The following is a 13714-nucleotide window of genomic DNA, read 5'->3' as shown; positions in this document are numbered from 1 at the left end:
GCTGTAAAAGGATTGGAATTAAGCCTTATTAGCGCTATAATCAGTAGGGTATGATTAAAATATGACATGTATTATTCTAAATGAGAATTGACGGAGGGCTATAAATATGGAGAAAGCGTTAATCTTCGGTCACAAAAATCCCGACACGGATACGATCTGTTCGGCAATCGCCTATGCGGATCTGAAAACAAAGTTGGGTCAGGACGTTGAAGCTGTGCGTCTCGGCGAAGTCAATGGTGAAACCCAGTTCGCACTGGATCAATTCAAAATCGCAGCACCGCGTCTGATTAAAACAGCTGCAAATGAAGTAAATAAAGTCATTCTGGTTGACCACAACGAGCGTCAGCAAAGTGTAAGCGATATTGAGGAAGTGACTGTCGTTGAAGTTATTGACCATCACCGTATTGCTAACTTTGAGACAAGCGGACCTCTGTATTTCCGTGCAGAGCCTGTAGGTTGTACAGCAACCATTTTGAATAAAATGTACAAAGAAAATGGCATCGAAGTGAGTGCACCAATTGCTGGCCTGATGTTGTCTGCCATTATCTCCGATTCCCTGTTGTTCAAATCCCCGACTTGCACAGAGCAGGACGTAGCCGCTGCGCGTGAACTGGCTGTTATTGCTGGTGTAGATGCAGACAGCTATGGTCTGGACATGCTGAAAGCCGGCGCGGATCTGAGCAAAAAAACAATTGCTGAACTAATTTCCCTGGATGCAAAAGAATTTGTAATGGGTCAATCCAAAGTGGAAATTGCACAGGTTAATGCCGTTGACGTGAATGATGTTCTCGTGAAGCAACCTGAGCTTGAAGCCGCTATTGATGCAATCATTTCCAGCAAAGGTCTCGACCTGTTTGTATTTGTCGTAACAGACATTCTGAACAACGATTCTGTAGCTTTGGCATATGGTACATCCACTAAAGCCGTGGAGAAAGCCTACAATGTGACGCTGTCTGATAGCAGAGCTATCTTGAAAGGCGTAGTATCACGCAAATCACAAATTGTACCGGTTCTGACGGAAGTATTCAACACGCTGTAAATCAAACCGATTGGCATATTCATACGCTGATATGTATTACAAATAAGTAGCAACACCATCCTAGCCTGCTCTGATCCGTAAATGGTCAGGACAGGCTTTTGATGTAGAGGAGGAAGAATCATGATTAAAAATGAAAAGATCAAAGCGGCCGAAGTGCAGCTCACCGGCCTAAATGGTGAAGATCTGGGTGTGATGTCAACGCAGGAAGCACTTCTACTTGCGAAGCAACATAAAGTAGATCTGGTGTGCTTGTCCTTGATGACAAGTCCACCGCCATGCAAGCTGATTGGAGCTGGAGCGGCCAAAGCAGAAGCGCAGCAGGCGAAGAAAAAAGCGAGTAAATCCCCCGATAAACGTAAAGTAAAGGAAATTCGCTTGAACCTTGCGATGGAGGATCACGACCGGGATACGAAGCAATCTCAGGCGGAGCGCATTCTGAAGAAGGGTGATTCGGTAAAACTCGTCATCCAGGTGCATGGAGCCAAAGAAGGAGTTGCAGGCAAGGAGTGGGCTGAGCAACTGAGCAAATCGCTGGCTGAATTCGGTAGCAAAACGACAGGTGTTCAGGTAAGTGGTAAACAGGTTGTTGTGCAACTGGACCCTAATGCGTAAACTGCCTGGAGCGATCCTCGATGTAGCACAAAGGTAACGAATGTCGATACAGTAATGATTTTTTGGATGTAAAGAAAGCCCAATGAGGTGGCAGGTTAACTGCTGCTGTATTGGGCTTGTTTGTCATCACTTGGATTGAGGTGTCGTCCAATTTAATGCAAAAGCCGTTTCTGTTCCAGTAGTTCAGCTGCGTAAATAACGGCTGCCACCAAGACGTACATATAACTGCCCAGGTAATACAGGCGTGGAACCAGCGGCCATATTATTCTGGCTGTTTTTGGCGAATCGGGATAAATAAAAGAAGTCCGGATAGATCACCATATCCATTAAGTAGGCGGAGACCTGGCTACCTGGAACGCGGAACTGGTTCAGGGTACGTATAATTTCTTCGCCGCGTGCAATACCAATGCCATGACCATAATACCAGTTCTCACGCAGCATGAACGTATTCTCTCCCTGCCACTCGGGGGTTTCCGGAGAAACATCCGGATTTTTGAAATACAGCACATCTCCTGGAAGGGCGGTTTCACTACCGTTTTTTTCGGTTAATCGCAGGTCACTGTCATAATGCCAGTCGAAGAGTAACAGATTTCGAAACAGGGAATTAAAGGCGTCTTCGCGAATGCTTCCCAGCACGCCACCATACAGCACAATAACGGTAGCTGTTGCACATTCAAAGGCATATAAGTGTCCATTCCTCCAGATATCTCGGATACCGTCGGCGGGTGTCACGTTTGATCTTAGCTCGAACCCACCTTCCGCATTACGATCCCAGTAGGCAGGATTACATCTGGATTTCTCAAAGGATGCAAAACTCACACCGCTTCGATCCAATCCTTCCGCTGCATCCACGAGAGAGCCCCTCAAGTCCCACTCAAAACGAAGATGATCCATGGATTGGTACACATACCTTGTAGGCCGATTCTGGAGTTGCTGTAACCAATGCCATTCAAAAGCAGACCATTCCAAGCGGTTCAGTTCGATGGGTTGATTTGCGACAATGATCATAATCCTTAACCTCCGTTCCTATTCAAACATTCAACATTGTATAATCGGGAGAGCACGAGTATTGTGTAGTATATGACGTGATGTGTTCGAATTGGTATGTACACAATGAAAGTCGTCAGCATCCAAAATTAAAAATGTCGATTCATGCAGGGATTTTATCCGATCTCGTTTATCAATCATGGCATTTGGGGTAGTACTCTATAGATGAAGTTATGTTCAGGTCGATCTATTCATACGGAATACATTCAGATTCTCATAAAGGAGGACATGTAATGTCGAAATCCATTACAGAGAGCCGATCTCTGTTCGAACAATTGTATACGCACGCACCAATCGGCATTGCTGTCGCATCGCATGTAAATGGACGGTGGTTGCAGCTTAATCCTGCATTTTGCGAGATGCTTGCATACAGTGAAGATGAACTGATCGATACTTCGGTCATACATATGATCTACGAAGAAGATCTGCACATGGAGAAATTCCGCAGCAAGTTCTGGGCAATGACTCATGAAACAAGTTCGATGTACGAGACGGAGGTTCGTCTGAAACGAAAGGACGGTTCGTTATTATGGGCAACCATCAGAGCTTGCATCGTGAGGGATGAAACGAATGGTGAACCCTTGTATCTGCTCGTCCAAGCTGCTGATATTACGAAACAAAAACATGCAGAGCAAATCCTCATTGTGCAACGTAAACAATTGGAAGAGAGCAGTCGCATCTCTCGCCTGCTGGCGGAGTCTTCACTAGACCTGATCGCAATACATGACGCTGATTCTAGTCGTACATTTAAATATGTATCGAATGCATGTAAAAGCATGTTGGGCTATGAGTTGGAAGAAGTTGTAGGTAAGCCGGGAACATTTGTTATCTATCCAGAGGATGTGCCTTTGGTTGAAGCGTACGTGGAAGAGCAGAGAAAGGGTCTGGCTCCCAAACGGCTCAGTTATCGCCTGCTGCATAAGGATGGATCTACGGTATGGGCAGATACGATCACACACTATGTATATGACGATTCAGGTGAGTTGATGGAGATGGTCGCCGTAACCCGGGATATGACAGCCAGCCAGCAACAACAGTTAAGCATGCAGGAGTACAGATCGTTATTTGACTGTAATCCCCTAGGTGTGGCTTCTCTTGACCTGGAAGGCAATCTGCTGAAAGCCAATATGGGTCAGGAACAGTTGACAGGACACACCAAGGAGGAACTGCTGAGTCGACCTTTTGATCACCTCATTGATCCTGTAGATCTGGAGAAGACTCGATATCATTTTGAGGAAACGGTGAAGGGCAATGCACAGAGCTACGAGATAGGCTTAATTCACAAAAATGGGCAGCGAATTGAAACAAATGTGATTAATGTTCCTATTATACTTGAGGACAAAGTTGTTGGGGTCTACGGAATTACCAGTGACATTACAGAGTCCAAACGTTACGTCGAGGAGATCGAGAATCTTAGTTATGAACGGGCATTGATTTTGAATGGCATGTCTGAGGGTGTTATTGGACTGGACCTGGATGGGAATCTGAACTTTGCCAATCCAGCCGCCGCGGAGATCATGAACTTCTGTCCAAGTGAAATGAATGGCAAACCATTAGAGCAGATGATGATCCAAATGCAGAGCGAAGGCATTCCCTACCCATCCAAGGAAACACCAATTCTACAGGCTGTTCGTGAGGGACGAGGTCTGCCACGTACCGAATCCGTATTCTGGAGACAGGATGGGTCCAGTTTCCTGGCGGAGTTCCAATTGAAGCCAATTATGGATCAGGGTAGAACCCGCGGGGCAGTGTTGGTTTTCCGTGATATGTCATCTGTTAAGGACATCATACGTGCCAAGGAAGCAGCAGAGCATGCAGACCGAGCAAAGTCTGAGTTTCTCGCTATCATGAGTCATGAGCTTCGTACGCCATTAAACGGCATCATGGGCATGGCACATCTCTTAATGGAAACCGAGCTGGATGATGAACAGAAAGGTTTTGCGGAAATCATGATTGATAGCGGCGAATCCCTTTTGTACATTTTGAACGAAATTTTGGATTTCAGTAAAATCGAAGCTGGCAAAATGGATCTTGAGCGCGCACCTGTAGATATTAAGGCGATGCTGGGTGGGGTTATGGAGCTATTTGCACTGAAGGCATCAGAGAAAAATATTGAACTCTATTGTGAAGTGTCAGATCGTATTCCTGAACGCATTCGAGGGGATGAGACACGAATCCGGCAGATTTTGATTAATCTGGTGGGTAATGCCGTTAAATTCACAGAGCAGGGCCGTATTATGGTGAGCGTAGGTGCTGATTTCTCAGATGAGCATGGTCAGGATAACCTGATGTTGACCTTTAAGGTGAGAGATACGGGGATTGGCATTCCAATAGAAAAGCAGCATCAGTTGTTCCAATCCTTCTCACAGCTTGATCCGGCCATCAATCGCAAGTTTGGCGGGACAGGTCTAGGCCTTGCGATCAGCAAAAAACTGGTAGAATTAATGGGCGGAGCGATTGGCGTACAGAGTGAGATCGGTGAGGGGGCAGAATTCCAGTTCACCCTCGTAGTGGAGCGGTGGTTAGAGGAAAGTAATGACCCGATTGAAATCACTGCGAATGAGGAACTGCAATTGGATCGAGCTAGTCTTGCCCATGACATCAAAATTTTGATTGCTGAGGATCAAGCGGTCAACAGTCATCTGTTGGAGGAGATGCTGCGCAAGTTTGGCGGAGTATGTGATATCGTTGAGAATGGTGCACAGGCCGTCGATTCATTGAACAAGATTCAATATGACCTGGTGTTTATGGATATTCAAATGCCAGTTATGGATGGGATTGAAGCGACCTGCCAAATCAGACAGACCCACCCGGAAATACCGGTTATTGCAGCGATTACAGCTTTTGCGGGCGCCGGTGACCGTGAGGAGTGTCTGAAATGTGGGATGCAGGATTTTATCAGCAAACCGTTTCATTCCACGGAGATTAGCCGCGTACTGAATACATGGGTTCCATATATCCGCTCTCAAAGGGTAACGTAACGGAAAAATAACCTGCGCCTTGATATTCAAGGTACAGGTTATTCTGTCATTTACTCAAATTAGTAGGCACCTGATAACTAAACTCAGGACCAGCCTCCGATTAACCCGGAGAGGGTTACGCATTCGTCATCTTCCAAATCTGCAATCAGAGTGAGTTCTTCGTTGTCTTGTGGATCAACGGAGAATAATTCACGGCGTCCGTCCTCATGTACAATGATGACTAACTGCTGGCCGCCCTTTGTATCAAACTGGTACTTAACTCCGATACCAGGTAGTGGGCATTCGCGGATATTCATGAAACCTGTCACCTCTTTAGCTTTGCTTAATAAAAAATTAACCGTTCACACAGTACGGATGTATTCTACTATCCATAACACCGTTTGGCAAGTCACAAATAAAATTGGTGTGAAGGAATTAATTTTTTCCGCGATGTGATCTTGCACTATGGCGCTGTCTGGCCCGTCTGCGACGAACAAAAAACCAAATGAGCAGAGCAGCGATTAATAATAGGCCAATGACTGCAATTATGATGATATTCCGGATATTGGGAACCTGTACAGTCAGATCCAGTTTATTCATCTGGAGGGGTGAAACGTGCCAAATGAGTGTTTTTCCGCCATCCTCCACCTGATCTGCATTGGAATCGGCTGCCTTGATGGGTAAAGACAACTTAAAGTCAAAGTTAACATCTTTTAACAAGAGGTTTTTAAGAAAGCTAGGTACCTTGTTAATCTGATTTTTAATCTCACCATCTGGCATGGACTCCATGAGGTCGGCTTCTGCTGTAATGTGCATCTTGGAAGTGAAGAAGCCGGGTGAAGTTGATTGTTCAACCTTGATCCCTTGTGGTAACTTAGACGTATCAAAGCTGGTTTTATTGCTTTTTTCATAATGGGTGGTCGCTGTGAGTTGCTTCTGATCTCCCTGTTCGGTAACCTCTGCCTGGAAGTTATTTCGATTCAATGCATCTGCGATCAGAGGCATGAGATTGTCTTGTCCAATTTTTCCAAGAGCAGAGTTCTTTACGTTGAGATTGAGATCCAGATCCGTTGATCCATCCATATTCACCGTAAGATGGGCTTCTCCATCAGCACAGGCGGATAAAATACATAACATAAGGGCTAATAAAACAGTAAGAAATAACTGACGTAAGGGGATGCGAGTTGACATGTCTTTCAACCTTTCTGCGTAAAAATCCAAATTCCATTTCATAGAAGTATAGTATACACCGTAAGCATGGCGGATGAAACTTTGAACCGTGCAATGAGGTACGTATGATTTAGTGTGATCGGGGAAATAATCCATTTATTAAAATTAAAGATTTCGTATTTTTGTCAATGTTCGGTCAATTCAAACGGCGTTTCACCGTGTACACTAGTAGTAGTGTGATGAATATACGGAAGCAGGGAGGTTACATTCATGACATATATCATTATTATGGCTGTTATTATGGTCGTGGGCATGGTCGGAATGGGCTGGTTCTATCAGATTATGGATAAAGACCAAAGCTAGTATTTTTCATGTGAAAAGAAGAGACAACCTATAAGCTGGCTTCGCTAACGCGAGGCGGGCTTATTTGTGTGGGGAAAATTTTGAGGCACTGACCTTACATAAGCACGTAATATATGTAACCATTCATGTTGTACAATTTGACCGATGGACAAATATTTTTCGTAATTATGGGATTTTTTAGCTGCTCTTTTGTATAATAGGGGGTAGTTTAACTCGGGATACTCCCGAAATTCTGCCAAACAGGAAAGGGTGTACATAAATGAAATTTAGTGAGTATACGTATACACGTCCGAATCTGGAACATATCAAGACATCTTTCCGTGAGCTGTTGAGCGGTTTTGAAGCTGCGGCAACGGTTGAAGAACAGAGCGGATTCATGGATCAGATTAACGCGCTGCGCAGTGATTTTGAGACGCAAGCCCAATTGGTCTACATCCGTCATTCCATTGATACCAATGATGAGTTTTACAAGGCGGAGAACGAATTTCTGGATGAGAATGCTCCAATTGTGCAGGAATATATTACGGATTTTTACCGTGCACTTGTTAACTCCAAATTCCGCAATGAGTTGGAACAAAAATGGGGTTCACAGCTGTTCCAGCTGGCGGATCTTTCACTGAAAACTTTCAGCCCGGAAATTATTGAAGAACTCCAGAAGGAGAACAAACTTTCCACAGAATACAATCAATTGATCGCATCGGCCAAAATTCCGTTCGAAGGTGAAGAGCGCACGTTGCCACAGCTTCATCCATTTGAACTGTCCACGGATCGCTCCATGCGGGAGCGTGCTTCGGAAGCCAGATACACTTTCATGGCTGAACATGAAGCTGAATTCGATCGCATTTATGATGAACTGGTTAAAGTACGTACACAGATCGCGAAGAAACTGGGTTATCCAAGCTATGTGGAACTCGGCTATGATCGCATGAACCGCACGGATTACAACGCAGAGATGGTTGCTAACTTCCGGGCACAAGTTCGTGATTATATCGTACCTGTGGCGACCAAGCTCAGAGAGCGTCAGCGTAATCGGATTGATGTGGATACGCTGTATTATTATGATCAGGGCTTCAGCTTCAAGACGGGTAACCCGACACCTAAAGGTGACGCGGACTGGATTATTGAACATGGTAAAAAAATGTATGCTGAATTATCACCAGAGACAGATGCATTTTTCCAAATGATGACCGAAAACGAGCTTATGGATCTGGTAAGCAAAAAAGGTAAACAGGGCGGCGGATATTGTACGTTCCTGAACGATTACAAAGTGCCGTTTATCTTCTCCAACTTCAACGGTACATCCGGTGATATTGATGTATTGACGCATGAAGCAGGTCATGCTTTCCAAGTGTATGAGAGCCGTGATTTTGCAGTGCCTGAGTACAACTGGCCGACATATGAATCGGCTGAAATTCATTCCATGAGCATGGAGTTCTTCACATGGCCGTGGATGCAGTTGTTCTTCAAGGAAGATACGGACAAGTACAAGTTTGATCATCTGTCTTCCGGTCTGTTGTTCATTCCGTATGGTGTAGCTGTGGATGAATTCCAGCATTTTGTGTATGCGAACCCGGATGCAACTCCAACGGAGCGTAAGCAGGCATGGCGCAACATTGAGAAGACTTATCTGCCACATATCAATTACAAAGATAATGCGTATTTGGAGCAAGGTGGTTTCTGGCATAAGCAGGGTCACATTTTCTCATCGCCATTCTATTACATTGACTATACGTTGGCACAAATCTGTGCATTCCAGTTCTGGAAACGCAGCAACGAGGACATGAAGTCTGCATGGGCCGATTATCTGACATTGTGCAAAGCGGGAGGAAGCCTTTCCTTCACCGGATTGGTTGAATTGGCTGGATTGAATTCGCCATTTGAGGATGGCTGTGTGTCCTCCGTAATTGGAGATATTGAGGCATGGCTTGACGGTGTGAACGATAAGGCGCTGTAAGCCTTCGTACGTATACTTTTAGTGAAAGTACCTTAGGTAAGGTATAAGTAGTGGATAATGCTTTAAGATAGATAAGTAAGACGGCTTGGAGACCTGCGGGTGTCTGGGTCGTCTTTTTCATTATGGGTAAAAATCAACCTCAAGTGTAACATTTATCGGACTCATTGTGATTTATTTCACTATATCTGAAAACGGATTCAGTTACAATGGAGATAGTAAATCAGGGGTTACAGGAGGCTGGTTCAAATGGCAACACATGCATATTATGTTCCGCCCGTGAACTTGATGGGTAGAGGATGTTTACAAGAAGCAGGTCAGATGATTGAACAGATGGGTATCTGCAAAGCGCTGGTTGTAAGTGATCGTCAATTGATTACTTCAGGCGTTGCTGAACAGGTACTGTCTACATTACGAAAAGCTGGGTTAGACTATGTTGTATATGATGAGGTTCAGCCTAATCCAACATGTCAGAATGTACATGACGGACTTCGAGTATTCCAGGATCATGGCTGTGACGCCATTATATCGATAGGTGGAGGTTCACCGCAGGATGCTGCCAAAGGGATTGGCATTGTAGCTACGAACGGTGGGCATATCCGTGAATATGAAGGATTGCATCAATCGAAACATAAGTCCGTGCCACTTGTGGCTTTTAACACAACGGCTGGCACATCGAGCGAGGTGACAATTAACTACGTGATTACAGATGAGGAACGTAAAGTGAAGATGGTGATGGTGGACCGCAATAGTCTGGTCTCCCTGTCGGTTAATGATCCGGAGCTGATGCTCAGCAAACCTGCAAGTCTCACAGCGGCCACAGGAATGGATGCGTTGACACATGCCGTAGAAGCGATGGTTACACCGGGTGGATTTACAGTGACAAGTGCGACAGCTGCAGCAGCTGTTGAACTGATCTTTGAATATTTGCCTAGAGCCGTGAGAGACGGCAGTGATCTGGAAGCGCGGGAACATATGACGTATGCGTGTTTCCTTGGCGGGATTGCTTTTAATAATGCAGGATTAGGTTATGTCCATGCGATGGCGCATCAACTGGGAGGCGTATATGATCTGCCGCACGGTGTATGTAACGCAATGTTACTCCCCTATGTGGAAGAGTTGAACGCCAAGCATGTACCTGGAAAATTCCGTCATATTGCAAAAGCGATTGGTATGGATGTGAAGGGTAGAAGTGATGAAGAGTGTTCGGATTACGTCATTGAGGCCATCCGTCAGCTATCGAAGGAAGTAGGCATTCCTGAGAAACTGTCTGAACTGGGTGTAAAAGATCCCGATGTGGAACTGCTTGCCGATAACGCGATGAAAGATGCCTGTGCACCAGGCAACCCATATCAACCGTCCAAGGATGAAGTGATGGAGCTGTTCCGTAAAATTATATAGACTGTTTCAGAAACGGATACACCAAAGTACGATCCTTTTGAAGCTAGAGGATCATGGACCAAACATGGTCAGAAAATAACAGACAAAATGAGCCGGGATCGAAAGTCGGCTTTTTTGTCATGTGAACTCATTTTTTTTACTTATTTTTCCATTTAATGATTGCTCAAAAACTAAAGGATTTTGCTTCTCTATTATCGAATACAATATAAATAACAGCGGCACGAGAAAGGGTAATTTCACCCAAAACTTGTTGTCGATGTTTTCCAGTAAGATTCCCCAGTCCGTTTCGTGTTTAATGTTAAATAGGAGTAGTCTATTTCATTGGCACGAGCTACACCTGAAGTTCTGCATCTAACATTCACCTCTGTAAGACAGTCAAGGCAATTCTACACCAGCATCATCTCTATTTCAGGTTTTACAATCCAAGAAGTTCAACTGCAACAAGATTCACCGGTTACACATCTGTACAGCATGCTCCTAATCAAGACAACAGTGTCCACACAACAGAATATCGATTATGGGCTCTGAAATGAATCAGAACGAATGCACGTGGAGGAGGCTGTAATGATGGCGAAAAAAGAAGTTGTAGCGATGCTACTTGCCGGAGGGCAAGGTAAAAGGTTAAAAGGATTGACCAAATCACTGGCTAAACCAGCTGTATATTTTGGCGGCACGTACCGAATCATTGATTTTCCGCTGAGTAACTGCTCTAATTCTGGTATTGATACAGTGGGTGTATTGACTCAATATGAACCACTTGTCTTACATTCCTATATTGGCATTGGCAGTGACTGGGATCTGGATCGAAAAAACGGCGGGGTATATGTACTTCCTCCACATGAACGTGAAGACGGAAGCAGCTGGTACCGTGGCACAGCAGATGCCATCTTCCGTAACCTGAACTTTATTGAACAATTCGATCCTGAGCATGTGCTCATTCTGTCAGGGGATCATATCTATAAGATGGACTACGAAAAAATGCTCCAGTATCACAAAGATAAAGATGCGGATTGCACCATATCGGTCATTGATGTCTCATTGGAAGAAGCCAGCCGATTCGGGGTGCTGAACACCAACAATGACTATAGCATCTATGAATTTGAAGAAAAACCTCCTGAGCCCAAGAGCACACTCGCTTCCATGGGTATCTATCTCTTCAAGTGGGATGTACTGAAACGTTTCCTGATCCAGGATGAACAACAGGCATCCACCTCCTATGATTTTGGTAAAGATATTATTCCTTTGTTACTTAAAAACGAAAAATCCTTATATGCGTATCCATTCGAAGGGTATTGGAAAGACGTTGGTACCATTCGCAGTCTGTGGGAATCCAATATGGACCTGTTGGACGAAGACACACCGTTTAATCTGAATGATCCGGACTGGCGTATTTTCACACGTAATCCGAACCAACCTGCACAATACATCTCGCCTTCGGGTAAGGTGCGGAATTGTATTATTAGTGAGGGCAGTGTAGTACATGGAGAGGTCAATCATTCTGTTCTGTTCTACGGGATTGAAGTTGGTGAGAACAGTGCTGTCATCGATTCGGTAATCATGCCACGAGTGAAAATCGGGCAAAATGTACGCATTTACCGAGCTATTATCGCAGAAGGATTGGTTATTCCTGATGGAACACAGATTTCGCCTGCACCGGGAGATGAGAGTGATATATTGCTCGTGGATCAGGAAGAACTGGAACGTCAGCTTCGCCAAGGAATAACTAGCAAGGCCTAATTGAAGTTAAAAGGACGGTGCATGCGATGAAACAATTGATCGGAGTTATTAACCTTGACCATGAACTTGAAGAATTGAAGGAATTGACGTATTTTCGCTGCGGAGCCGCGGTGCCTTATGCCGGGCGTTACCGTCTGATCGATTTTGTTCTATCCAATATGATGAATGCAGGAATTGAGAGTATTGGTGTATTTGTAAGGCGAAAATATCGCTCATTGATGGACCATCTTGGTGACGGTAAACCTTGGGATTTGGATCGCAAGCATGGGGGCATGTTTATTTTGCCACCAGACTGGAACGATCCAACAGATACATCACAAGGGGACTTGCAGCATTTCCATAACAATTTGGACTTTTTCCACAGAGGGGCAGGACAATATGTTGTGCATGCGGGCAGTCGCCATGTGACCAAAGCAGACCTCCAGGATGTCTACAGGTATCACATCAGTAAAGGGGCGGACGTTACACTGGTATGCAAAAAGGTAGATCAGCTGCTGCCAGAACATGACGCCTGTGTCAAAGTTGATCATGACGGGGACGGTAACGTGGTGGACATTCACCAAAGCGCTAATCACCCGAATATATATACAGAAATTTTCATCATGGAAAAAGAATTGTTCTTGCGCCAGGTGCAACGCTGCATTGATCATGGCGAGAGCCATTTCTTCCGGGATGTGATTCAAAAAAATCCGGATGGATTGAATATCGCTGCGTATGCATATGATGGCTATCACGCAGTCATCAACTCCATTGACAGTTATTATCGCAACAGTATGGATCTGCTGAACACAGGGCAATATGAACAACTGTTCAAGGAAGATCCGATCCAGACCAAAATTAAATACGAAGCCCCTGCCAAATACCTAGATACCGCAGATGTTAAACATTCACTTCTCGCGAATGGCTGCATCGTAGGTGGAGAGGTGGAGGACAGCATTTTGTTCCGTGGTGTACAGGTGGCCAAGGGTGCCAAAATAAAAGGTTCCATCATCATGCAGAAATGTTACATTGGTGAGGGGACGGTCCTTGAGAACGTCATTCTTGATAAAGACGTGAAGCTGACCGGAGGACAGACGCTGATCGGTGTCCCGTCGAATCCATACATTTTAGCAAAAAGCACTATTATCTAATCCCCACCCGTAACCGATATCTTCTATAAATATATAAAATAAAAATCCTGTAGGATGGATTTAAGGTTCATACATTTTCTAAGCATCGGGGTGCTACTGTAAAGGCTCCTTCATACGTGCAAACGTAGTGGAGGGGACGAAATCGATTCTGAAGAAGCGAAGCGGTCGCCTTTATCCCGGATTTTTCCTTTTAAAAAAGGAATCAAAAAAATCTGGGGATAACAGCGATCATAAGAACGATTCGTCCCCGGAACGGGCTTTCAGTCGAAAGTGTAGCATTTATAGCTTTGACACTCACGCGCAA

The 13714-nt window shown here is 44.7% G+C and carries 11 protein-coding genes; 8 read left to right on the top strand and 3 right to left on the bottom strand.

All coding sequences use genetic code 11. The features are described from left to right. Positions 1 to 106 precede the first annotated feature (106 nt). Together NSQ38_RS23230 and infC are read left to right on the top strand one after the other, a co-directional pair. A complete protein-coding gene (locus tag NSQ38_RS23230; protein WP_339784213.1) occupies positions 107 to 1039 on the top strand; it encodes a manganese-dependent inorganic pyrophosphatase in 933 nt (310 codons plus the stop codon). A gap of 120 nt (positions 1040 to 1159) precedes the next feature. Next, positions 1160 to 1651: a translation initiation factor IF-3 gene (gene infC / locus NSQ38_RS23225; RefSeq protein ID WP_091031425.1), complete on the top strand. Its 492-nt coding sequence runs from the start codon at positions 1160 to 1162 to the stop codon at positions 1649 to 1651. Between the two features lie 183 nt (positions 1652 to 1834). Here the strand turns inward: infC and NSQ38_RS23220 are convergent, their stop codons facing one another. Further along, complete coding sequence (locus NSQ38_RS23220) at positions 1835 to 2659, bottom strand: protein-glutamine gamma-glutamyltransferase (protein WP_339784212.1); 825 nt, start codon at positions 2657 to 2659, stop codon at positions 1835 to 1837. Positions 2660 to 2931: 272 nt separating this feature from the next. On the opposite strand from NSQ38_RS23220, the gene NSQ38_RS23215 reads away from it, so the two are divergent. Further along, positions 2932 to 5679, top strand: a complete 2748-nt coding sequence (locus NSQ38_RS23215) for a PAS domain S-box protein (protein ID WP_339784211.1) — start codon at positions 2932 to 2934, stop codon at positions 5677 to 5679. 83 nt (positions 5680 to 5762) lie between these two features. Here the strand turns inward: NSQ38_RS23215 and NSQ38_RS23210 are convergent, their stop codons facing one another. Continuing rightward, the gene (locus NSQ38_RS23210) at positions 5763 to 5975 is read right to left on the bottom strand and encodes a hypothetical protein (RefSeq protein ID WP_076249592.1); all 213 of its coding nucleotides are present in this window, start codon (positions 5973 to 5975) and stop codon (positions 5763 to 5765) included. Positions 5976 to 6093: 118 nt separating this feature from the next. Beyond that, positions 6094 to 6741 (bottom strand): hypothetical protein, encoded by a 648-nt coding sequence (locus NSQ38_RS23205; RefSeq protein WP_339784210.1) that lies wholly within the window; start codon positions 6739 to 6741, stop codon positions 6094 to 6096. Positions 6742 to 7450: 709 nt separating this feature from the next. Between NSQ38_RS23205 and NSQ38_RS23200 the strand changes: the two genes are divergently transcribed. The 5 genes from NSQ38_RS23200 to glgD all read left to right on the top strand — a co-directional run bounded on the left by NSQ38_RS23200 (position 7451) and on the right by glgD (position 13410). Next, on the top strand, positions 7451 to 9145 hold the full coding sequence (locus tag NSQ38_RS23200) for a M3 family oligoendopeptidase (protein WP_091031416.1): 1695 nt from the start codon (positions 7451 to 7453) through the stop codon (positions 9143 to 9145). A 246-nt stretch (positions 9146 to 9391) separates the two neighbouring features. Continuing rightward, complete coding sequence (locus tag NSQ38_RS23195) at positions 9392 to 10543, top strand: iron-containing alcohol dehydrogenase (RefSeq protein WP_339784209.1); 1152 nt, start codon at positions 9392 to 9394, stop codon at positions 10541 to 10543. Between the two features lie 321 nt (positions 10544 to 10864). Continuing rightward, a complete protein-coding gene (locus NSQ38_RS23190; protein WP_338594174.1) occupies positions 10865 to 11071 on the top strand; it encodes a hypothetical protein in 207 nt (68 codons plus the stop codon). Between the two features lie 39 nt (positions 11072 to 11110). Next, entirely contained in the window at positions 11111 to 12280 is a 1170-nt protein-coding gene (locus tag NSQ38_RS23185) for a glucose-1-phosphate adenylyltransferase (RefSeq protein WP_339790671.1), read from the top strand. Positions 12281 to 12306: 26 nt separating this feature from the next. Continuing rightward, a complete protein-coding gene (gene glgD / locus NSQ38_RS23180; RefSeq protein WP_339784208.1) occupies positions 12307 to 13410 on the top strand; it encodes a glucose-1-phosphate adenylyltransferase subunit GlgD in 1104 nt (367 codons plus the stop codon). Positions 13411 to 13714: the final 304 nt, after the last annotated feature.

Source organism: Paenibacillus sp. FSL R7-0313, from assembly GCF_037969885.1.
In the GTDB taxonomy this organism is placed as follows: domain Bacteria; phylum Bacillota; class Bacilli; order Paenibacillales; family Paenibacillaceae; genus Paenibacillus.
The sequence above is the reverse complement of the archived record's forward strand: the minus strand, read 5'-3'. Positions and strand labels throughout refer to the sequence as shown.

What these genes read in the sequence shown, in the direction of transcription:
- NSQ38_RS23185 (WP_339790671.1), top strand. Translation starts at nt 11,111, where the DNA reads ATGGCGAAAAAAGAAGTTGTAGCGATGCTACTTGCCGGAGGGCAAGGT.
- NSQ38_RS23215 (WP_339784211.1), top strand. Translation starts at nt 2,932, where the DNA reads ATGTCGAAATCCATTACAGAGAGCCGATCTCTGTTCGAACAATTGTAT.
- glgD (WP_339784208.1), top strand. Translation starts at nt 12,307, where the DNA reads ATGAAACAATTGATCGGAGTTATTAACCTTGACCATGAACTTGAAGAA.
- NSQ38_RS23210 (WP_076249592.1), bottom strand. Translation starts at nt 5,975, where the DNA reads ATGAATATCCGCGAATGCCCACTACCTGGTATCGGAGTTAAGTACCAG.
- NSQ38_RS23205 (WP_339784210.1), bottom strand. Translation starts at nt 6,741, where the DNA reads ATGGATGGATCAACGGATCTGGATCTCAATCTCAACGTAAAGAACTCT.
- NSQ38_RS23230 (WP_339784213.1), top strand. Translation starts at nt 107, where the DNA reads ATGGAGAAAGCGTTAATCTTCGGTCACAAAAATCCCGACACGGATACG.
- infC (WP_091031425.1), top strand. Translation starts at nt 1,160, where the DNA reads ATGATTAAAAATGAAAAGATCAAAGCGGCCGAAGTGCAGCTCACCGGC.
- NSQ38_RS23195 (WP_339784209.1), top strand. Translation starts at nt 9,392, where the DNA reads ATGGCAACACATGCATATTATGTTCCGCCCGTGAACTTGATGGGTAGA.
- NSQ38_RS23220 (WP_339784212.1), bottom strand. Translation starts at nt 2,659, where the DNA reads ATGATCATTGTCGCAAATCAACCCATCGAACTGAACCGCTTGGAATGG.
- NSQ38_RS23200 (WP_091031416.1), top strand. Translation starts at nt 7,451, where the DNA reads ATGAAATTTAGTGAGTATACGTATACACGTCCGAATCTGGAACATATC.